Here is a 20,622-nt window from a genome sequence, read left to right as displayed (position 1 = left end):
AGTCGAATCGGCGCCTCTATGGGCGCCCAACCCCGTTCGTTTGAGGAAATATCATGTCTGAGACGCGCCACTCGCGCCTGGTCATCATCGGATCCGGCGCTGCAGGTTATACGGCAGCCATCTATGCTGCGCGCGCCATGCTCGAACCCGTCCTGATCTCCGGCCTACAGCCGGGTGGTCAGCTGACCATCACCACCGATGTCGAGAACTATCCCGGCTTTGCCGACGTCATCCAGGGCCCCTGGCTGATGGAACAGATGCGTGACCAGGCCGAAAAGGTCGGCACCGAGATGGTCAATGACCTCGTGGTCAAGGCGGACCTGTCCCAGCGGCCCTTCACCCTGACCTTGGACAGCGGCGCGGTCTTCACGGCCGACTCGGTCGTCATCGCCACCGGTGCCCAGGCCAAATGGCTGGGCCTGGAGAGCGAGCAGACCTTTGCCACCGGCGGCGTCTCTGCCTGCGCGACCTGTGACGGCTTTTTCTATCGCGAAAAGGAAGTCTTCGTGGTCGGTGGCGGCAATACCGCTGTCGAGGAAGCGCTCTACCTGGCCAATATCGCCTCGAAGGTCACGCTGGTGCATCGCCGCGACAGCCTGCGCGCCGAGAAAGTCATGCAGGATCGCCTGCTGAAGAACCCCAAGGTCGAAGTGATCTGGGACAGTGTCGTCGAGGAAATCACCGGCGATACCGACCCCTTCCCGGCGGTTACGGGTGTGCGTCTGAAGAACATCAAGACGGGCGAAGTCTCCGAACACAACACGCACGGTGTCTTCATTGCCATCGGCCACGCGCCGGCGACCGAGCTGTTTGTGGGCCAGCTGGAAACCAAGGATGGCGGCTATCTCGTCACCGAGCCCGGCACACCCAAGACTTCCATTCCCGGTGTCTATGCCGCCGGCGACGTCACCGACGACACCTATCGCCAGGCCGTCACGGCTGCGGGCATGGGCTGCCAGGCCGCGCTTGATGCGGAACGTTACCTCGCCTCGCTCGAGGACTAGGTTTTCCGGGCTGGCAGCCGCGCGTTTGGCAGCCGGCCCGCAAACACCCTATATGTGAGTCCATGCTCACCCAGCCGTCCAATACCAAAGAAAAACTCATGCGCGCCGCGATGGATATTGTGGCGGCGGACGGGTTTGGTGCGGCGACCACGGCGGCTATCGCCGACCGCTCCGGCATGGCGGAAGGCACGCTTTACCGTCATTTCAAGAGCAAGGACGAGCTGATGATAGCCGCCTATCGCCAGCTCAAGGCGGACGTGTTCGAACGCGTTTCCGCCGAGACCGGTGACAGTGCCAGCATCAGGGACCGCGCCCGTGCCATGTGGCTGGGCATGTGGAATACCTATTGCCACGACCTGCCCGCCTTCACCTTCGGCCAGCGTTTCGGTGAAAGTGCCCTGTCCAGCCAGGAAGGCGGCACCGCCCATGAACGCATCATGGATCACCTGTGCGCCATCATCAAAGACGGCCAGGTCTCCGGAGAAATCCGCGATCTTCCGCGTGATGTTCTTGTCGCCTTCTTTTTCCCGCCCATGATGGCGATGCTCAAACAGTTCAACCAGGGCAAGACCTGGTCGCAAGCCGAAATCGACGCAGCGATCGGTGCCGCCTGGCAAGCCTGGGCGGTGCCGGGGCAAACCTAGCCACGCGCAGTCCCAGCTCCTCGCCTCCCTCTCGCGACGCTCACAACCTAGTGATAGGTAGGCATCTTGTGCGTTATACTGGGGCTCACCATCTGCCCCTCGAACCACAATCGCAGGGAGCCCATCCATGACCCGGGAATACGACATCATCATCATCGGCGGCGGCAATGCAGGTTTCGGCGCCTCGGCACCGCTGGCAGAAGCCGGCAAGCGTATCGCCTTTATCGAAGAGCTGGACTTTGGCGGCACCTGCCCCAATCGCGGCTGTACACCCAAAAAGGTCCTGGTCGCGGCAGCTGCTTCGCTCGACACCATCGCCAAGGCTTCAGCTCACGGCATTTCGGTTGGCGATGTGAAGCTGGACTGGAAAGCACTGATCGAGCGCAAGAATGACATGATCAGCTTTATTCCGGGCGCCATGGGGGATCTCGCGGCCAAGCGCGGCGATGTCTATCGCGGCCACGCCAGATTCACCGGCCGCAATTCGGTCCGTGTCGGCGACACCGAGCTGACGGCTGAACACATCATCATCGCGACCGGATCGAAAACCCGTCCCCTGCCGATCCCGGGTGCGGAACTCCTGATGACCTCCGATGACGTTCTGTCAGACACACACCAGCCGGAAAGCGTTGTCTTCATCGGCGGTGGTGTGATTGCGCTGGAGTTCAGCCATGTCTATGCCCGCGCCGGCACCCAAGTCACCATCCTGGAACTCGCTCCGCAGCTTCTGCCGCGGCTGGACGCGGACGCCGTCGCCATGTTGCAGGCCGAGACCGAGCGCCTGGGTGTGGAGGTTCACACCGGTGTGGGTGTCAATGAGGTCCGCCGTGCAGATGACGGTCTGGAAGTCGTATTTGAAAAGGATGGCGAAACCATCGTGCTGGCTGCGGAACGGGTCATCAATGGTGCCGGCCGCATGGCCAATGTCGATACGCTGGATCTGGACAAGGCCGGCATCACGCATGACGGCATCCGCATCGAAATCCACCCGCACCTGCAATCCACCAGCAATCCGGCGATCTGGGTGGCTGGTGATGCGCTGGTCCACACGGCCCAGCTTTCCCCCTTCGCGACCCATGAGGGTCAGATCGTGGCGCGCAACATCCTGACCGGCAGCACCGAGGCTCCGGACTATTTCGCGGTCCCGAATTCCGTCTACACCGTACCGAGTTTCGCCAGTGTCGGCCTCACCGAGACCCAGGCGCAGGAAAGCATCGGCAATCTGCGCGTTGCCGTGAATGACATGACCGGCTGGCTCTCCGGCAAGTCCTATGCGGAAAGCCTGGCCTGGTCGAAAATCCTCATCGATGAGGACAGCGACCAGATTGTCGGTGCCCACCTACTCGGTCACCACGCGGACGACATCATCCACATCCTGTCCTTTGCCATGAAACACAGGGTGAGTGTCAGCGAGATCAAGTCAACAATCTTCGCCTATCCGAGCTTCTCCTCGGATATCAAGAACCTGCTCTAGGAAGAACAGCGCGGGGCCGTCAGGCCTCGCGTGCCTGTTTGTAGATCGGCTTGGCCCAGCGACGATGGACCCAGAACCATTGTTCCGGGGCCTTGCGCACCTCTGCCTCGACCCACTGATTGATGCGCGCGACAGTCTCGACAATGGCCTCGGCCTTGTCGGGATTGTCGGACAGTTCGATCGGGTCATGGACCTCGACCTGGAAGTTCGCGCCGCCTGTGCGGCGAACCGAGATCGGTGTCAGCGGTGCATTGTAGCGCATGGCCAGACGTGTCGGCCCCGGTGCCGTCATCGAGGGATACCCGAAAAACGGTGCTTCCACGCCGTCATTCATCTTCTGATCGTTCATCAGCGCGACGGACTCACCCCGCTTCAGCGCATTCATCAGCGCCTTGGCACCATCGCCGCCCTTGGCGGTCAGCGTCTTGACGCCGTAATCCTTGCGCGTCGCGGCTATGCGCTCATCGATCAGCGGATTATTGGCGGCGCGATAAGTGATGTGGCAGGGCAGTCCGGTCTGGCTGATCGCCGCGGCCGCGATCTCCCAGTTGGAGTGGTGCATGGAGATGATGACCAGCGGGCGGCCTTCATCCCGTGCCTTTTCCAGCTTCTCGCGGCCGATGAACTCGACACGCTCGTCAAACTCTGGTCCGGCGAACACGCCCAGATGCGGCATTTCTCCGCCCAGACGCCCAAAATTATCCCACATACCGCGCAGCAGGCGGTCGATTTCCATCGGCTCGGCATCGGGGAAACAGCGCTGCATGTTCACACGTGCCACCTTGTGAACAGAGGTCATCGGTCCGATACGCTGCAACAGCGCGCCCGCCGCATCCGACGCCCTGTCGATGCCCTTGACCTTGTACCAGGCCAGATAGGCGTCCCAGGCCATCGCCTGCAGGCGCCAGCTGATACGCGTCATCACGGATGGCTGAGGGATAACTTCGCTCATGAACAGGATTTAGCGGGCCGACGGCCTGGCGTCCACAATGTCGAGCAATAACGCATCCAGCGCGGCCGGATTGGCGAAACGCGCCTCCACCGGCCAGGCCCGTATGTCCTTGCGCGCATCAGGTGGCAGGCGCACCCAGTCCTTCTCGGTGGTGATCAGCTGCGCCTCATGGCTGGCGGCGTGTTCGCGCAGATAGGCCAGGTCCCGCTGCGAATAGGGGTGATGGTCCGGGAAATCGAGCCCGTCCGTCAGCTCTGCCCCGGCTGCTTCCAGGGCATCGAAGAATTTCTGCGGGCGACCGATACCGGCAAAGGCCAGCAATCGCCCCTTTGGCGGCGCTTCGCGGGGCTCCAGCCAGGCTTGCAGAACCGGGATTTCCAGATCGCTCAACTGCAGGCGTTCATAATTGGGCACAGCGTCCTGATCCGGGGTCATCACGATGACCGCATCCGCGCGCGCCAGCCCCACCGGAACGGGCTCCCGCAACGGGCCTGCCGGAAAAACAAGATTGCCCCCCCAGCCGGCCACACTGTCGATGACGACGATGGAAAGTGTCTTTTTCAGGCTGGGATTCTGATGACCATCATCCATGACGATGACATCAATTCCGGCTTCCACAGCGGCGTGTGCGCCTTCCACCCGGTCGCGAGAGATCCAGACGCGCGCATCACGGGCCAGAAGGCGCGGCTCGTCACCAACCTGGGCTGCCGTGTGGTCGTCAAGCACCTCAAGCGGACCGGCCTCGGAACCACCATAGCCCCGGCTCAGCGCGCACGGATTGCAGTCGAGCTCCTCCAGGCGGCGCAGAATACTCTGGACCACCGGCGTCTTGCCCGTTCCGCCAAGGGTGATGTTGCCGACGCAGATAACCGGAGCGCCCGGATCGACGGGTTCCGTCCGGCGGATCCGGCGTGCAACCGCCCAGGCGTAGATCCGTCCCAGCGGCGACAACAGCGCCCGTGTCAGGGCACCGGACCCGCGTCCGCCATCGGTTCTCCAGAATGCCGGCTCCCTCACGCCTCGGCCTCCTCGTCAAGCAGACCCAGCAGGGCCGATACCGTCTGGGCAAGCGCACCACCAGACAGCTGGCGCACTGCTGTCATGCCCTGCTCTGCGGTTGGGCTATGATGCTCCCAGATGCTCTCGACCGCTTCTGAAAGCGTCAATGCATCATCCACAAAGGTCACCGCGTTTTCAGTACGGTAGGCGTCGAAAACGTCCTGGAAACTGGCCACATGCTCTCCGGAGACCACGGCCGACCCGAGCTGGCTGGCCTCGATCGGGTTATGACCACCAATTCCGCGGATCAGGCTGCCGCCAATAAACGAGGCCGGCGCGCTGGAATACCACAGCGCCATCTCTCCCAGCGTATCTGCCAGCCAGACATCACAGGATGTGTCCGGGGTTTCATCCCGGGAGCGCCGCGCCCATTTGTGATCATGACGCGTCATCAGCTTCTCGATCTCCTCGGCCCGTTCCGGATGGCGCGGGGCCAGGATCAGCAGGCTGTTGGGATGTCGCGCCTTGAGCAAGGCATTGGCGGCCAGGGCGATACCATCCTCACCGGAATGGGTAGAGGCGGCGAGCCAGATCGGACGGCCCGCAAGCGCAACACGCACCCGCGAAAGCTCATGCGGATCGGGCGGCATGGGTTTGGCTTCCAGCTTGATATTGCCGACAAGGTCGAGTGGTTCTCTCCCCAGTAGGTCAGAGAGCCCGGCACGCGTGCGCTCATCCGCCGGCCCGATCCAGGAGAAACAGCCCAACAGATAACGCGCACTCTCGCGACGGCGACGCCAGCTCCTGAGCGATTTCTCATTCATCCGCGCATTGACCAGCGCCAACGGGATGTCGCGCTGGCGGATGGCGGAGATCAGGTTCGGCCAGAGCTCGGATTCAGCGAATACCACCAGGTCCGGCGACCAGTGGTCAAGAAAACCCGCGACAGCCGATGGCGTATCGAGCGGGACAAACTGATGGACAGCGGTCGATGGCAAGCGGTCTGCCATCATGTTAGCCGAGGTGACCGTGCCAGTGGTAACAACAAAACGCAGATCGGGACGCTGACCGCACAGCTCGTCCACCAGGCTGGCCAGGACCAAGCTCTCGCCCACGCTCGCCCCGTGCAGCCAGATCAGAGGGCCTTCCGGTCGTCGCTCGACCGGCTTCCCCAGCCGTTCATGCAGGCGCGAAGCATCTTCCTTGCCCGCCCTGACCCGTCGCTTGAGCACCAATTCGGAGAACGGTGTCAGGGCCCGCATCAACAGCCGATACCAGCGGAGCGAGGCGGGAAGGCTCATGCAGGGATCTCGTCCGGCCGGTTGGTCGAACGCCTTTGCTCGTCCGGTCGCACGATCTCGCCGCCGGCCGCCTCGTCCGCTTCCAGCGACAGGCGGTTCATCTGCTCTTCCATCTCCGCACGGGCTGCTTCCAGGTCTTCCTGGGTCGCATCCCTGGCCACATAGATCGGGTCACCCCAGACAATCACACCCTTGGTGAAAAAACTTGGCAGGTAATGTTTGTCCCAGGACTTGTGGATGATGGTCTTGCGACGGCTGGACCAGGTGAAGGGCACAATCGGCGCGCCGGTGTCCCGGGCCAGCCGCACCGGGCCATAGCTTGCTCGCATGCGCGGGCCGCGCGGCCCGTCCGGCGTGACCGCACCGCTTCCACCGTTTTCAATATGGCGCAGAACCTCGCGGTAGGCCTTGCTGCCCCCCTTGTCGGATCCCGGCTTGTTCGGATTGTGCGAGGAGCCGCGTGCCAGCTTGACGCCGTAATACTTCACCAGGCGTGCCCCAAATTCCGCGTCGCGGGACCGCGAGGCGACCGCCATCATGCGCGAATAATTCCGATGCCAGCCTTCCAGCGCCATCAGGATGCGACCATGCCAGATCACACCAATAATCGGGATATTCTCGGCATGCACCTTGTCGATGAACTCGGCATTGCGCACTTCCCAGCGGATAGAGCGGCGAACGGTTTCAATATAGAGGAAGACAAGAAAGGCGATGACTTCTTGCATCCAGGCCTGAGCCAGCAAACGTTTCAACATGATGTACCTTGCTCGCTCCCAATCGCGCGAAGGTCAAGAGTAGCGCGCGGTTGCATGCGCGTCTTCATCAGCCTAAATCCGGCAGAGGGAGAATGGAACCATCATGAGCTACGACCTGAGCAACCCGGAAGACCGCAAACGCGCCTGGAGTGATTATCTCTGGAAGGATCACGGCATCCTGCGCCAGCGCTTTCACAATATGCACGAGGTCGGTGGCGGCATGTGGCGCGGCAACCAGCCCTCGCCCGAACGCCTGGAATGGCTCAAGGAACAGGGTTTCACGACCATTCTCAATATCCGCGGAACTCAGCCGGGCGTAAGCTATTATGATCTGGAGAAGGAAGCCTGCGAAAAGCTCGGCCTGGAAATGATCGACATGCCGTTCGGCTCTCGCGAGGCGCCCTATCTTGATCGCATGCAACGCGCGAAGAAGATTTTCGAATCGATTGCGTATCCCGCCTTCCTTCACTGCAAGTCAGGCGCGGACCGGGCCGGGTTGATGTCGGTTCTCTTCCGGCTGATTCATCTTAAAATGCCCTATGATGAGGCGATCACTCATCTCTCCCTTAAGTATCTGCACGTTAAGGCCGGGAAGACCGGGGTGCTCGACCACTTCTTCGAGACATACCGGCTGTACAACGAATCGAATCCGATCGAATTCTGGGACTGGGTCGAGAATGTCTACGACCGAGATGCAGTGCAGTCCGAATTCATGGCGAGCTGGTGGGGTAACCTACTGACAGAGCGTATTCTTCGTCGCGAATAACGCCCCGCTGATTCTTTATAACCTACTGAATCATCAGATATGACGCCACCTTTCCACAGGCATCCGTCACATTAACACCTGTTAACCACGTTGGCGTCTTCCCCTGACCCGACGTGCGGGACTGGGAGACGGGCAATGCGTGATCTGGCTATCAAGGGTGAAAGAACAAGCGGACGGCTGGAGCGGCTGAACTTTGTTCTCTCACGAGAGAGCTGTCAGGGATTTCTGCAAGCCTTTGTCAGACACACGGCCGAGCTGTTCGACGCGGACAGGATCTATGTCGGACGCACCGATGTCGCCCACCGCTACATCCGCACCCTCCACGTGATGACGAACAAGAAGCCGGCCGGGAACTTCTGCTACCCCATCGTTGGCACCCCCTGCGAGGAAGTTCTGCGTGTTGGTGCGGCGATCCATGATGACCAGGTCACAGCCCTGTTTCCCAAAGACATCATCCTGGAACAGATGGGTATCCGCGGCTATGTCGCGATGCCGCTCTTCCAGGGCGCACAATCGATCGGCATCATCGTCGCCCAATTCAAGCGCGCGATCGATCATGCGGCCGAATTGCTGGCAGTCTTCAATCATTACAAGCGTCGCTTGACCGGCGACATCCTGACCATCGAGTCCGGCGAACGCGCCGCGCTCGCCATGAAGGGAACGTCGGACGGGATTATCGACTGGTGCCTGGAAACGGATCAGGTCTATCTCTCGGCGCGGGCACGTGAACTCCTGGGCTATCAGTCCCGCGAATTCACCGCCGGCTCCGACGCGTTCAAGACTCTCCTCCATCGCGACGACCGCAACCGTTTCCAGGCTGCCCAGCAACGCCATTTCGACACAGGCGGCCCGTTCGACATGACGGCGCGCATGAAAGTTGTCGGCGGCACCTATCGCTGGTTCCGCCTGCGTGGCGAAGCCGTGCGAACGCCCGATGGCGATCCAAGCCGTTTTGTCGGCGCGATGACCGATATCCATGACCTCGTGGAAGCCCGCCAGCAAGCGACCGAAGCCAGCCGCGCCAAATCGAAATTCCTGGCCACGATGAGCCACGAGATCCGCACACCCATGAACGGTGTGCTGGGCATGTCCAGCCTGCTCGCCAGCACAGAACTGTCCGAATCCCAGGGCGAGATGGTCGACCTCATTCACCGCTCCGGTGAGACCCTGCTGGATATACTCAACGATATTCTGGACCTGGCCAATATCGAGAATGGCCGGTTCGAGGTCGAGGACGCGACCTATAATCCGTCTGAACTGGTGCAAAGCGTCACCGGTCCTTATCGCATGAAGGCCAGAGAGAAAGGCCTCAACATGCATGTCGAGATCGACCCCTGCGCGGACCGTGAGGCCATTGGCGATCCAGCGCGCATACGACAGATCCTGTCCAATCTCCTCTCCAATGCCGTCAAATTCACCGAACGCGGCGAGATCCGGGTGAAATGCCTGACCTCCCAGATGGAAACCGGCGAGCACAAGATCATGCTGGAAGTTGCCGACACCGGCATCGGAATGGATGGCGATCTGGTCAATCGCATCTTCATGCCCTTCAGCCAGGCGGAATCCGAGCTGGCGCGCAAGAATGGCGGCACCGGACTGGGCCTGGCCATTGCCAAGAAACTGGCTGAGCTGATGGGCGGGGATATCTCGGTGGAAAGTGCGCCGGGCGCCGGTTCGGTGTTCTCGGTGGAACTGCCCGAGGGTCGCAACACGGATATCCTGACGACCGCAGCCGAGTAACTACTCGTACTGCTGCCCGAACTGCATCTGGCTCAGGCGGGCATAGACCCCGCCCTTGTCGACCAGGGCGTCGTGCTGACCCTGTTCACAGACCTCGCCATCCTGCATCACATAGATCCAGTCCGCATTGCGAACGGTCGAGAGACGGTGCGCGATGACAATCGTGGTGCGCCCCTCGGATAGACGATCCAGCGCGTTCTGAACGCGTTTCTCGGACTGTGTGTCCAGTGCGCTGGTAGCCTCATCCAGCAAGAGGATGGGCGCGTCCTTGAGAATGGCCCGGGCAATCGAGATGCGCTGTCGCTGGCCACCGGACAGATTGCCACCACGCGGACCAACCGGGCTGGCATAACCCTCCGGCAGCTCCATGATGAAGTCATGGGCGTCAGCAGCCCTGGCCGCGGCCTCGATCTCCTCATCACTCGCATCCAGACGGCCAAACGCAATATTGGCCCGTACGCTGTCATCGAACAGGGTCACATCCTGGCTGACCAGGGCCATGGCACGGCGCAGGCTGGCAAGCGATACCGCGCGAATGTCCTGACCATCAATCTGCAACAGCCCAGACGAGACGTCATAAAGCCTTGGGATGAGGTTGATGATCGTCGATTTGCCTGAACCCGATGCACCAACAAGAGCGATGGTTTGGCCAGGCTCGGCCTTGAGCGACACCTCCCGCAAAGCAGTCGTGCCATCGGGGTAGTTGAAGCTGACGGCATCCAGCGTCACACCGCCCTGGCTGACCCTTAGTGCCGGAGCTTCCAGCGCCGGCTTGATGCTGTCAGGCTCGTCGAGCACGGCGAAAATCCGTTCGAGAACTGCAAAGCCTTCCTGCACGACCGCGTTCAGCGTTCCAATGGCGCGAATCGCCGGGGACATCACGCCCAGCGCGGTCAGGATGCCCATCAGATTGCCGATGGACGTCGCACCATCAATCAGGCGCCAGCCGGCAAAACCGACAAGACCTGCCAGGGCCAGACCGCCAACGACTTCCAGGATGGGGTCAACACGGGCGCGGTTCTCGGTAATGCGGAAGAGGAATTTGAGGCGTTCCAGGAACGACGTGCGAGCCCTATCGGTCTCGTAGTCTTCCAGGCCATAGGTCTTGACCATGCGCGCGCCGGAAAAACTCTCTTCAAGCTGGCTGGTAACAGCGCCCATCTGCGACTGGGCATCAGCAGACGTCTTGCGCAGTTTCTGGCCTATGTGAACGACCGGGTAGAAGGCGATCGGATAGACCACCAGGATCATCGCCGTCAGCATCCAGTCCAGATAGATCATCCAGGCAATCGCCGCGAAAACAGTCAGGACATCGCGCGCAAGATTATTTGCCAGGCGCACAAGGGTCTCACGGAGCAACGTGATGTCATTGGTAAAACGTGAGACCAGCGCGCCAACCGGCTCGGACGTCAGTCTCGCAAAATCGGCATGCATGAAACGCGCGAACATCGCATTCTGCATGTCCTGCATCACGGTTAGCGCAATGCGGTTGGTCAGGACGGTTTGGCCATACAGGCTGAGCGCCCGGATCGTGGTCAGCACGACAATGACCAGAGGCGCCGAGGGGAAGAAGGACGGGTCACGCTGTTCAAGCAGATCAAACGTCCAGGCAATCAAACCGGCGTAACTCGCAGCGGCCAGCGCAGTGACCACGGCAAGAACCAGCGCTCCGACAAGAAGCGCTGGCCTGGTCGTCACCCAGTCCTGCCAGAGACGTTTCCCCAGCTGCCAAGTGGAAGTGCGAGCCGTGTCACTCAAGGTGTCAGACTATTTGCCGGTCTGCGGTTCGAGCAGCTTGTGCGCGTGGATGATGAAATAGCGCATGTGGGCATTGTCGACCGTACGCTGGGCTGCACCTTTCCAGGCGGCTCGTGCTTCTTCATACGTGCCGAAAGCACCGACAAAATCGACTTCTTCCAGATCCTTGAACTCGCAATTGTCCGGGGTCACACACGCCAGCTCGCCACCGATGACGAGGTGAAGCAGCTGTTGGTTCAGTTCATTGTCTTTTTTCATCTCAGCCCTCTTGGGATTGAAGCTTAGAGCCCGCCGACGGACATTGCGTCGACCAGCACACTGGGAGAATTGATGGAACCGCGGAATTCTAGGTCACTCGCCGGAACAAGCCGCGCAAAGATTTCGGTCAGATTACCGGCCACGGTGATCTCGCTCACCGGATAGGTCATGACGCCGTTCTCGATGCGATAACCGGAGACACCGACAGACCAGTCGCCGGTATTGGAATTGAGTGAGGGACCGAACATCTCCATCACGACAATACCGTCGGAAATACCACCGATCAGCGCGTCCCGGCTCTTGGCACCGGCTTCCAGATGCAGGTTGGTTGGTCCGGCGCCCGGTGGACCACCCATGCTGCGCCGCGCGTGTCCGGTCGGCGCCAGCTCGAGCTGGCGCGCAGCAGCGGAATTGAGGAACCAGGTTGTCAGACGACCATTATCGATGATGCGACTGGCGCGGTTGACCGTGCCCTCGCCATCAAAGGGCGCAGAGCCATGACCCCAGTCGCGGTGCGGCTCGTCATGAATGGTGATACCGTCAGCGAAGACCTGTTCACCCATTTTCTCGCGCAGGAAGGAAACGCCGCGCGCCACTGCCGGCCCGGAAATGGCACCACACAGGGCGCTGAGGAAGGTCGAGGCAACACGGCGATCAAACACCACCGGCAGGCTGCCGCTATCGATCTTGCGCGGACCGACACGACGGGCCGTGCGCTCGCCGGCCTCGATACCGATCTCGCCGGTTGCGCGAAGATCCGCTGGGCGCCGCGCACTTGTCGCGGAATAGTCGCGCTCCATCGCTCCGTCCTTTTCGGCGATGACACTGGCGCCGTAGGAAAAGACGCTCTTGCGCCAACCCTGGTTGAAACCGGTGGACGTGGCATAGGCAGCCGCCCCCTGACCAAAACTGGCAAAGGCACTGTCGGTCATGGAGACACCGTCAACACCGCGCGCAGCTGTCTCGACCTCTATGGCGCGGGCTTCCAGATCCTGCGGTGACCAGACGGTGTCGTCGAACAGCTGGATTTCCGGCGGGTTGTCGCACAGGCGCTCAGCTTCCGCGAGGGCCGAGAAAGGATCCTCCGGCGCCACACGTGCCATGGCGACAGCTCGCTCGATGGACTGATTCCGGCCATCTGACGACAGGTCAGAGAAAGCAACACCGGCCTGTTGCTTGCCGATAAAGACGCGTACGCCGGCATCCAGGCTTTCCGAGCCCTCGATATCCTCGAGATTGCCGTCACGGACGGACAGCTCGGTATTGCGGGATTCGCTGACCGAGGCCTCGGCAGCATCGGCGCCGGCCTTCATCGCCCGCTCGATCAGATCGGCAGCGATATCCTGGAGGCGTTGTTTGTCAGGTGAAGTCATCGATTTGGTCATGCCTCGGCTATAGCCCTCTGCCCGTGCCTACTGCAATGCCGGAATGAAGGGCGTCAGCACCAGGAGGACCGCCATGCCCAACAGGCTCAGCCAGGTGATCAAGGTGCCGTAGAAACGCCCGAAGGAACGTCCCGGCTGGGTGAGCAGGCCGTGGGCGTGGGTCAGTCGACCAAAGGTCAAGGCTACGCCAAAACCGTGCAGGACAAGCGCAGAAGCACCGGTCAGCGCCAGAAGGGTGAGCGCGAGCAGGCCCGGCACCGCATTTTCAAGACAGTTCGCCTGTGCCCGGACGGCCTGTTCAAGATCGGCATCAGATCCTATACCGAGGCTGATGGATGTGCGGCGGCGATGCCGTACGACATTCGCAGCAAGGAAAATCATCAGGAGAAGGTTCAGGCCGGCATAAAGGCCGACTGCCTGGATCTCGGTCATTGGGATACGTCCTCTTCCTCAACTGGATTCTTCAGGGCTTCACGAATGGCATCGGCCAGGGCAGCAGGTTCCTGCGCACCGGAAACAGCGAACTGGCCGTTGAAAATATAGGTGGGAACGCCCGAGACACCGAGCTTGCGGTAGAACATCTCCTCGTCCCAGACCGCTTTCTCGTCACGATCAGAGGACAACAGGTCCTCGATGATCGGACGGTCCAGACCTGCCGCCTCGGCACAGGCCGCCAGCACTGCCGGATCGCCGATATCCTCGGTGCGTCTGAAGAAGGCCTCGAACAATTCCTCGGCCATGGCCTCTGCCTTGCCCTGGCCGGAAGCCCAGCGCATCAGGCGATGGGCGTTGAGCGTGTTCGGACGGGTCTTGATATCGTCAAAGCGGAACGCGATCCCGGCATCCGGCGCGGCAGCTTCCAGATACTCGCGCATCTGCTTCCAGCGCTCGGCATGCTCGCCGGAGAATTTCGCCTTCATGTAATCGCGATAGGGGCGCCCCTCGCGGGCGATGGTCGGATCCAGCTGATAGGGACGCCAGGTCGTTTCAACCTTGATGTCGGGCACCTGTTTCAGGGCCGCATCCCAGTTTCTCTTGCCCAGCCAGCACCAGGGGCAGACAAAATCAGCGACAATGTCGACGGAGACGGTTTTGCTCATGCCCGTCAGTTAGGATGTTTCGGAGAAAAATGCGAGGACTGATACAGGTTTGCCGGACGGCCCCGGGTGGGGCGATCATCCCCTCCTGTGGACTACACGCCAATGGAGACTACGAAGGGGGATGATGCCCACCGGCCACCCGGACCGGATGCGATCAGACGGTTATGTCGAGAAGTGTGTCCGTCATCTCGCTGGTAACTCGAACCATGGCTGTGGCAGCACCGTGTGCGGCCTCGGCCTTCTTTACGGCGATGCTCGCCTGAATAACGTCTTCGCCCTGGGCCGCTTTCTCGACCACATTCCTCGCCGCAGCGCTGAACTGGGCCTCGGCGGCTAACATGCCGGAAACGGCGGTATTGAAGGCGATGCTCATGACAATAAGTAAGACACCGCTCCCGCTGCAATGCGAGCGGGAAGTGCGCAAAGGGTTAAGGGATACTTAGCAAGTTCATTTGACCCTTGGGCACGATTCAAGTCTCTTCATGCTCCCGGAGCTATCCACCCTAATCGCGAGGAACCTATGTCGGGCGATACACTGAAAGTCGAATTCGAGTTGAGCGAGAGCGACCTGGCCTTTTTCAAGGAGCGTCTGGACAAGGCTCGCGACAATCGTGCGGATGATGAGCAGATGGTCATCGAGGGCATTGCCGCGATGAAGAAGGAAGCCATCGCTGCCAACCCGCCGAAATTTGTCACCGAGCGCCTGGAAAAGCTCGATCCGCTTGTCGCCATGGTGCGCGACGAGGACTGGAAACTCTCCGGTGAGGACCGCAAGCGTGTGCTCGACGCCCTCGCATATTTTGCAGATCCGGACGACCTGATACCCGATGGCATCCCCGGCATCGGCTATATCGACGACGCGATCATGATCGACCTGGTCAGCGCAGGTCTGGCGCCTGAACTGGATGCCTATGCCGACTTTGTCGCGCACCGCGAGGATCTCGCTGAAGGTGGCGATGAAGAGGACAAGCCGACGCTGGAAGAAGCGCGCAAGGTCATGCAGTCACGCATGCACCGCCGCCGCAAGCGTTCCCGCTCCCTGTCCGGCGGTTTTGGTGGCGGCCCCGGTTTCGCGATCCGCTACTTTTAGGATCTAGACCGCTCTGAGCTGGGGTTGGCGGGTTTTCAGATACTCGCCGACCCCGCGCGCAGCCTGTCGAATACGCTGTTCATTCTCGACCAGCGCCAGGCGCACATACCCTTCCCCATGCTCTCCGAACCCGATGCCCGGCGCCACGGCGACCCCGGCATGCTCCATCAGCGCCTTGGAAAAGGCCAGTGAGCCCATATCCTCGAACCCCTTGGGCAATGGCGCCCAGGCAAACATAGAGGCTTCCGGCGACGGAATATCCCAGCCCACGCGGGCAAAACTCTCCACCAGAACATCGCGGCGGTGTTTGTAGATGGCGCAGGTCTCTTCGACACAATCCTGGGGACCGTCGAGCGCGGCACAGGCAGCCACCTGCACCGGCGTATAGGCACCATAGTCGAGATAGGACTTCACGCGTGCAAGCGCAGCTACCAGCCGTTCCGAACCCGCTGCAAAACCGACCCGGAAACCGGCCATGGAATAGGTCTTGGACATCGAGGTGAACTCGATCGTGCGCTCCCGGGCACCCTCGACCTGCAACATGGACGGGCTCGGCTCGTCACCGAAATAGATCTCTGAATAGGCCAGATCCGACAGGATGAGCAGGTCGTGTTTCTGCGCGAACTCCACCACGTCCTCGTAGAATTCCAGGCTCGCCGTCTGTGCAGTCGGATTGGAGGGATAACAGATCACAACGGCAATCGGCTTGGGCACGGTGTGGTTCACCGCATGCTCCAGCCCGCGCAGATACTCCTCCGGGCTCGGCGCCTCGACGTGACGGATCGTTCCGCCGGCAATCAGAAAACCGAATGTGTGGATGGGATAGGAGGGGCTGGGCGCAAGGATAACGTCACCCGGGGCGGTGATGGCCTGCGCCAGATTGGCGAAGCCCTCCTTGCTGCCCAGCGTGACGATCGTTTCCGTGTCCGGATCAAGCTTCACGCCGAAGCGTCGTTCATAATAGCGCGAATGCGCCTTGCGCAGGCCGGGAATGCCGCGCGAAGCGGAATAGCGATTGGTGCGCGGCGCCTCTGCCGTCTCTTTCAGCTTGTCGAGAATATGCTGTGGCGTGGGCAAATCGGGATTTCCCATGCCGAAATCGATGATATCCGCACCATTTGACCGCAATTTTGCCTTCAGACGATTGACTTCTTCGAAAACATAGGGAGGAAGGCGCTTTGTTCGGTGAAATTCCATCGATAAATCTCTGCAAACAGGAATATTTTCCATAAAGCGCCTCCTTCTCCACGAAGGCAATAGCCTAGTGACAGGATCGGGCGGCAAATCGACAGGTTGTTGCTGAGATTGTGGCCACATAAAAATGCCTCCGGGGTGCGGACCCCGGATGCTTGATCTGGCCGGCCTGGTGCGGGAGGGACGACCGGCCAGGTCGGGATTATTCGCAACCCTCGAAATGAGCCGTAAGAAGAGCCGCCCACTCGGCTTCGCCACCATCGCTGATATCGAGCAAACGCAGGCGGAAGTCTGTATATCCAGGATGATTGGGTACCGGCATGACCGCGTCGACCACATGGCCATCTTCCGCATCGAGCCAGAGACGCCCCTCTTCGCCTGTTGACAGTTCAATCTCAAATGCCGACCCGGTCAGGCGGTATTCCAGACTGGTCACACCCAGGTGCTGGGCCTGACCCTCGAATTCAGCACTGACGTCTCCCATCCAGTAGAACGGGTCCGGCGCCGACGGGTCGGCCCAAAGCAGGGCCATTCCGAATTCGAAACCCGCTTGCGGATTATCCAGGTGCGGCGTTGCGACGGTGAAACTGGCAAGGTCGAAATCGAACAACGTCCAGTTCGGCTGTTGGATCTGCGCCTCATTGCGGATCTCCATGTCCGGCAATTGCACCAGCATATCCACCTGCCCCGTTTCCTCGTTCCGCTCGAGAAAGGCAAAATCGAAGTGCTGGGCATTCGGCTGCAGCTGCCCACCGGTGATTACCGGAGCGGTGAGTGTGTCCAGATCCAGCGTCGCGGTGACGAGAGCCGCACGGCGACACAGCCCGTTTTCCTTGTACACCGCAACCTCGGTCGCACTACGACGGAAAATGGTGATGCGCTCATCCAGCGTGCCATCAGTGTTGGAGCGCTCGTAGTAATAGATCCGGCCAATGCGGTCATCACTGGCGTCGTAGGTCCAGGGATTCTCAGCCTGGGCGCAGGCGGTCAGACAGGCGGCACCGGTTGCGGCGCCCAGCAGGATGTTCTTGAGGGACATGTCAGTCTCCGTTGATGGTATTGAAGGCGGCGTCGAGCACGGCGTCGGAGCCGGTGGCGTAGTCCGCAAAGGTGTAGGGGATAGCGATATCAGGCGCGCGGAAGCGACGGTCATCGCCCGGAAATGAGGTCTGGTAGTATTCGCTGGCGTGAATGATCGGCAGCATGGAATTCGGCGTCACGAAGATATTCGTCTCGCCATAGTGATTAGGCCGATCCGCTGTCCCCTGGCCGATGAAGATCGCTTGCGTTCGCTACTCCAGCGACGAGACCAGCATAACGGCAGCAGAATGGGTGGAACGACTGGTCAGCACCATCAACCGGCCGTCGCGATTCAGGATCTCGCTTTCAGCCAGGGCATCGATAAAGCCGTCATTGCGCGAACCATCGCCACCAAGACAGCGACGAAGGTCAATAATCAGGGCGGGAGCATTACGGGCCTCGGCCTGGGCGACAGCCGCCTCGGCGAGCCCTGCAAAACTCTGCCCCTCCCAGTCGCGGATCTCGGTGAACTGGGGATAGGTCGCGTCTTCCAGCTCCGCGATGCGGTAAGCGCCGTCGAAAGCCTCCTGCCAGTACGGCTGGTCAGCGCTGGCCGTGCGCCAGCCCTGCTGCCCCATCGGGCCGTCATCCATGGAGAACACCCAGTTGTAGATCGCATCTGCTGGCAGGGCCTCGAGCGAAACCGTGCGGCCGTCGGCCACCTCCAGCTGTACGGTCTCATCGGCCAGTCCCAGCGCCTGTAACACTTCGATCTGCATCAGCCATTCAGCGACAAACTCGCGGGCGAAATTGGTCGCGTCGGCGGGCAAAAGTTCCATCACCCGCGCGATCGCTTCCTCGGCAGCAACATCGCCAAACGCGGTCACGCGTGCACCGAGCATCGCGTTCTGTGTTTCACCGGCCCCAGCGACATAAAGCCCGTCATCGAACAATTCGAAACGCACCGGCAACGAGGAGAACCCTGGTCCCGGCGGCAAGCCATCGAACGGCAACCGGTACATCGGCATCCAGGTATGGCCATCCCCGACCAGCGCGACGACACGGGCAAAACCGGTAACGCGCTCCGCCCGGCTCATTTCCGGCAATTCAGCCCGATAGGCAGCGACCGCGGCTTCGAAATCTTCGCGCGACGTATGAAAATAGGGATTGTCGTGTTCCGCGTGCAGCACTTCCAGGAAGGCGGTCATGTCCGCCTGCCAGGGCGTGTCGTCAGTCTGCGCTGCAGCCGCACCGGCAGTGCTCATTGCGAGCGCCAGCACGCTGGTGGTCAAAAATCGGGACATCGAAACTCCTTCCAGTACCCGGGCCACCGCAAAAATGGACCCCAGTCCAATTTGCGATCTGACCCTTTGATGTACTCAGGTCCAAGTTTGGATGCAGATTTCTGCAGTTATTTTTCGATTCCACGAAAAAGTGTTTGGAAACGCGACTTTAGATCCGAAGACAAATCAGAGACCTGACCACGATTGACCCAGTCATGCGCGGTCACGGTCAGAAGACCCACCCACATATCGGCCAGGAAATCCACATCCAGCCCGGGATCGATCTCGCCCTCGCGCTGGCCGTGGCGGATGATGTCGGCGAAAAACAATTGCAGCTCATCATCCAGTTCTGCCTCGGTCGCGGCCAGCGGGCCATGCCCCATCGCCAGCGAGGCAACATGGATGATGATGTCCTTGTTGGCGTGCGCACCGCGCCCCATAGCCTCCAGCACAAAAACCAGCCGTGCCCAGGCGCTGTTACCGGTCTGCTGACCGGCCTCGCGCAGGACCTGTCGGGTAAAACGCTCGAACCACTCGCCGAGAACAGCCAACTTCGCCGGGAAGTGATTGAAGACACTTGCCCGGGCGACGCCCGCCCCCTTGGCGATATCGGTCATGGTGACTTCGTCATAGCCGCGCTCGCGGATCAGCTCGATCGCCGCCGTATAGATACGGTCGCGATTTGCCTTTGCCCTCTGGGACAGGAGACGAGGTGGCGCAAGTTCATCCATGCGCAGATGATCTGGCAGTTTTGGACTGAAGTCCAGATGACTAGCGCAGGCCGGACACGTCCAGTTCGAGCAGGGTCGATGGGTCCGCATAGAACTGGTTGCGCAGTTTCACACGCCAGTCCAGGTGCGGGCCGGTTGAACGCCCTGTCGCACCGATCGCGCCGATCTGCTGGCCCTGCTCCACGAACTGCCCCTCTTCAACAACAACATCGGAGAGGTGCAGGAAGGCTGAGACCAATCCCTGGCCGTGATCGATGAAGATCAGACCACCTTCGTAATACATGTCCGGCTCGGCCAGGGTCACAAGGCCACTGGCCGGTGCAACAACCGGGGTTCCGGTCTCATTGGCCCAGTCGAGCCCCCAGTGAACACCACGCTCGGACCCATCATTATAGATGCGGGCAGAGCCATAAACGCCGGTGGTGATGCCGTCGGCGGGTTGCACGAATCCATCGAGAAAACCCTGACCGTCCCAGGTCGAGTTGAAGGCGTCCTGTTTCTGTGCGTATTCACGCTGACGGCGCGGCAGGGTGGACGGGTCCGGCGTCACCGTGGACTGCGGCACACCGTTTACGCGCTGAAGATCGTATTCGCGCTGGGCAATCGTGCGCGGCTCATCGATCAACACAGGATCCTGTGCCTGCGGCCCCGTGAGTTCGACACGGAAGTTCAGCGTCTCGGGAGCCTGGCGCGGCAGGGCGATCACGGCCCAACCATCTGCATCGGCGTCAGCGCTCACATCCCCCAGCGTAACACGGCTCATCGGGCCATAATTGCACAGGAGAAAACCGCCCTCGCGGAATTCGCCGATACAGGCAGACGATAAATCCGAAACGCCAGCGAAACTGTCACCACTCTCCGCGATCAGATCGCCGATCGGATCCGCGTCCTGGGCCAACAGGGCCAGGGAGAGCGCCAGCGCGATCACTGCCCCGGTCCCGCATGCAGTTCGCGCCAGCGGGCAGTGGCAATAATGGAATCCTTGTAGGCTTCCTGCTCGTCCACATTCCAGTAGCGCAATTCACCCAGCGGGATGGTGTCACCGCTCACGGCGCATTTCACGTACGCACCCGGCTTGAGGATGATGAAATCGCTGTCGCCATACTCAAGCACGGCTTCGCCCTGGAACTCGGCATCAAAGGAATTATCGGTCATATCGACTCTCTAA

Annotated in this window: 23 protein-coding genes; 6 read left to right on the top strand and 17 right to left on the bottom strand. The window is 60.8% G+C overall.

Features of this window, described 5'->3' with window-relative positions:
• Window positions 1-53: 53 nt before the first annotated feature.
• The 3 genes from trxB to SIC17_RS11300 all read left to right on the top strand — a co-directional run bounded on the left by trxB (window position 54) and on the right by SIC17_RS11300 (window position 3,122).
• On the top strand, window positions 54-1,004 hold the full coding sequence (gene trxB / locus SIC17_RS11310) for a thioredoxin-disulfide reductase (protein ID WP_291891822.1): 951 nt from the start codon (window positions 54-56) through the stop codon (window positions 1,002-1,004).
• 98 nt (window positions 1,005-1,102) lie between these two features.
• Window positions 1,103-1,648, top strand: coding sequence for a TetR/AcrR family transcriptional regulator (locus SIC17_RS11305; RefSeq protein ID WP_412545418.1), 546 nt, complete (start codon window positions 1,103-1,105; stop codon window positions 1,646-1,648).
• A 127-nt stretch (window positions 1,649-1,775) separates the two neighbouring features.
• Window positions 1,776-3,122, top strand: a complete 1,347-nt coding sequence (locus tag SIC17_RS11300) for a dihydrolipoyl dehydrogenase family protein (protein ID WP_412545416.1) — start codon at window positions 1,776-1,778, stop codon at window positions 3,120-3,122.
• Between the two features lie 19 nt (window positions 3,123-3,141).
• Here SIC17_RS11300 and SIC17_RS11295 read toward each other — a convergent pair whose 3' ends face one another.
• From SIC17_RS11295 to SIC17_RS11280, 4 genes are read right to left on the bottom strand one after another with little or no spacing between them, the layout of a single operon-like run.
• Window positions 3,142-4,074 carry a lysophospholipid acyltransferase family protein gene (locus tag SIC17_RS11295; RefSeq protein WP_291891813.1) on the bottom strand — a complete coding sequence of 311 codons (933 nt, stop codon included), beginning with the start codon at window positions 4,072-4,074 and terminating at the stop codon, window positions 3,142-3,144.
• A 9-nt stretch (window positions 4,075-4,083) separates the two neighbouring features.
• Window positions 4,084-5,091: a tetraacyldisaccharide 4'-kinase gene (gene lpxK, locus SIC17_RS11290; RefSeq protein WP_412545415.1), complete on the bottom strand. Its 1,008-nt coding sequence runs from the start codon at window positions 5,089-5,091 to the stop codon at window positions 4,084-4,086.
• Complete coding sequence (locus SIC17_RS11285) at window positions 5,088-6,374, bottom strand: 3-deoxy-D-manno-octulosonic acid transferase (protein ID WP_291891806.1); 1,287 nt, start codon at window positions 6,372-6,374, stop codon at window positions 5,088-5,090. Before SIC17_RS11285 ends, lpxK begins: the two co-directional genes overlap by 4 nt.
• Complete coding sequence (locus tag SIC17_RS11280; RefSeq protein ID WP_291891803.1) at window positions 6,371-7,129, bottom strand: lysophospholipid acyltransferase family protein; 759 nt, start codon at window positions 7,127-7,129, stop codon at window positions 6,371-6,373. Before SIC17_RS11280 ends, SIC17_RS11285 begins: the two co-directional genes overlap by 4 nt.
• Before the next feature lie 103 nt (window positions 7,130-7,232).
• On the opposite strand from SIC17_RS11280, the gene SIC17_RS11275 reads away from it, so the two are divergent.
• Window positions 7,233-7,895 (top strand): fused DSP-PTPase phosphatase/NAD kinase-like protein, encoded by a 663-nt coding sequence (locus SIC17_RS11275; RefSeq protein ID WP_412545414.1) that lies wholly within the window; start codon window positions 7,233-7,235, stop codon window positions 7,893-7,895.
• Between the two features lie 135 nt (window positions 7,896-8,030).
• Complete coding sequence (locus tag SIC17_RS11270) at window positions 8,031-9,635, top strand: ATP-binding protein (protein ID WP_412545413.1); 1,605 nt, start codon at window positions 8,031-8,033, stop codon at window positions 9,633-9,635.
• On the opposite strand, the gene SIC17_RS11265 is transcribed toward SIC17_RS11270, so the two are convergent.
• The 6 genes from SIC17_RS11265 to SIC17_RS11240 all read right to left on the bottom strand — a co-directional run bounded on the left by SIC17_RS11265 (window position 9,636) and on the right by SIC17_RS11240 (window position 14,509).
• Window positions 9,636-11,393 carry an ABC transporter ATP-binding protein gene (locus SIC17_RS11265; protein ID WP_412545412.1) on the bottom strand — a complete coding sequence of 586 codons (1,758 nt, stop codon included), beginning with the start codon at window positions 11,391-11,393 and terminating at the stop codon, window positions 9,636-9,638.
• 9 nt (window positions 11,394-11,402) lie between these two features.
• Window positions 11,403-11,651 carry a DUF4170 domain-containing protein gene (locus SIC17_RS11260; RefSeq protein WP_291891794.1) on the bottom strand — a complete coding sequence of 83 codons (249 nt, stop codon included), beginning with the start codon at window positions 11,649-11,651 and terminating at the stop codon, window positions 11,403-11,405.
• 23 nt (window positions 11,652-11,674) lie between these two features.
• Complete coding sequence (locus SIC17_RS11255) at window positions 11,675-13,024, bottom strand: TldD/PmbA family protein (protein WP_412545411.1); 1,350 nt, start codon at window positions 13,022-13,024, stop codon at window positions 11,675-11,677.
• A 39-nt stretch (window positions 13,025-13,063) separates the two neighbouring features.
• Window positions 13,064-13,468, bottom strand: a complete 405-nt coding sequence (locus SIC17_RS11250) for an MAPEG family protein (protein ID WP_412545410.1) — start codon at window positions 13,466-13,468, stop codon at window positions 13,064-13,066.
• Window positions 13,465-14,136 carry a DsbA family protein gene (locus SIC17_RS11245; protein ID WP_412545409.1) on the bottom strand — a complete coding sequence of 224 codons (672 nt, stop codon included), beginning with the start codon at window positions 14,134-14,136 and terminating at the stop codon, window positions 13,465-13,467. The genes SIC17_RS11250 and SIC17_RS11245 overlap by 4 nt, the downstream gene beginning before the upstream one ends.
• Window positions 14,137-14,290: 154 nt before the next feature.
• Complete coding sequence (locus tag SIC17_RS11240; RefSeq protein WP_412545408.1) at window positions 14,291-14,509, bottom strand: hypothetical protein; 219 nt, start codon at window positions 14,507-14,509, stop codon at window positions 14,291-14,293.
• Between the two features lie 147 nt (window positions 14,510-14,656).
• Here SIC17_RS11240 and SIC17_RS11235 point away from each other — a divergent pair, with 147 nt between their 5' ends.
• Window positions 14,657-15,226 (top strand): YkvA family protein, encoded by a 570-nt coding sequence (locus tag SIC17_RS11235; protein WP_291891783.1) that lies wholly within the window; start codon window positions 14,657-14,659, stop codon window positions 15,224-15,226.
• A 3-nt stretch (window positions 15,227-15,229) separates the two neighbouring features.
• Here the strand turns inward: SIC17_RS11235 and SIC17_RS11230 are convergent, their stop codons facing one another.
• The 7 genes from SIC17_RS11230 to SIC17_RS11200 form a co-directional block, all read right to left on the bottom strand.
• Window positions 15,230-16,456, bottom strand: a complete 1,227-nt coding sequence (locus tag SIC17_RS11230) for an LL-diaminopimelate aminotransferase (RefSeq protein WP_412545407.1) — start codon at window positions 16,454-16,456, stop codon at window positions 15,230-15,232.
• 166 nt (window positions 16,457-16,622) lie between these two features.
• Window positions 16,623-17,459 (bottom strand): hypothetical protein, encoded by an 837-nt coding sequence (locus SIC17_RS11225; RefSeq protein ID WP_412545406.1) that lies wholly within the window; start codon window positions 17,457-17,459, stop codon window positions 16,623-16,625.
• Window position 17,460: 1 nt separating this feature from the next.
• Window positions 17,461-17,625 (bottom strand): hypothetical protein, encoded by a 165-nt coding sequence (locus tag SIC17_RS11220; protein ID WP_412545405.1) that lies wholly within the window; start codon window positions 17,623-17,625, stop codon window positions 17,461-17,463.
• An 87-nt stretch (window positions 17,626-17,712) separates the two neighbouring features.
• A complete protein-coding gene (locus SIC17_RS11215) occupies window positions 17,713-18,744 on the bottom strand; it encodes a hypothetical protein (protein WP_412545404.1) in 1,032 nt (343 codons plus the stop codon).
• 107 nt (window positions 18,745-18,851) lie between these two features.
• Window positions 18,852-19,454 carry a TetR/AcrR family transcriptional regulator gene (locus SIC17_RS11210; protein WP_412545403.1) on the bottom strand — a complete coding sequence of 201 codons (603 nt, stop codon included), beginning with the start codon at window positions 19,452-19,454 and terminating at the stop codon, window positions 18,852-18,854.
• A 40-nt stretch (window positions 19,455-19,494) separates the two neighbouring features.
• On the bottom strand, window positions 19,495-20,382 hold the full coding sequence (locus SIC17_RS11205; protein ID WP_291891772.1) for a M23 family metallopeptidase: 888 nt from the start codon (window positions 20,380-20,382) through the stop codon (window positions 19,495-19,497).
• A complete protein-coding gene (locus SIC17_RS11200) occupies window positions 20,379-20,609 on the bottom strand; it encodes a DUF2093 domain-containing protein (RefSeq protein WP_291891770.1) in 231 nt (76 codons plus the stop codon). The genes SIC17_RS11205 and SIC17_RS11200 overlap by 4 nt, the downstream gene beginning before the upstream one ends.
• Window positions 20,610-20,622: the final 13 nt, after the last annotated feature.

The organism is Maricaulis sp. MIT060901 (assembly GCF_047123815.1).
Classification (GTDB): Bacteria; Pseudomonadota; Alphaproteobacteria; order Caulobacterales; family Maricaulaceae; genus Maricaulis.
Note: the sequence above shows the minus strand (reverse complement) of the source record. Positions and strands in the feature narration are given on the sequence as shown.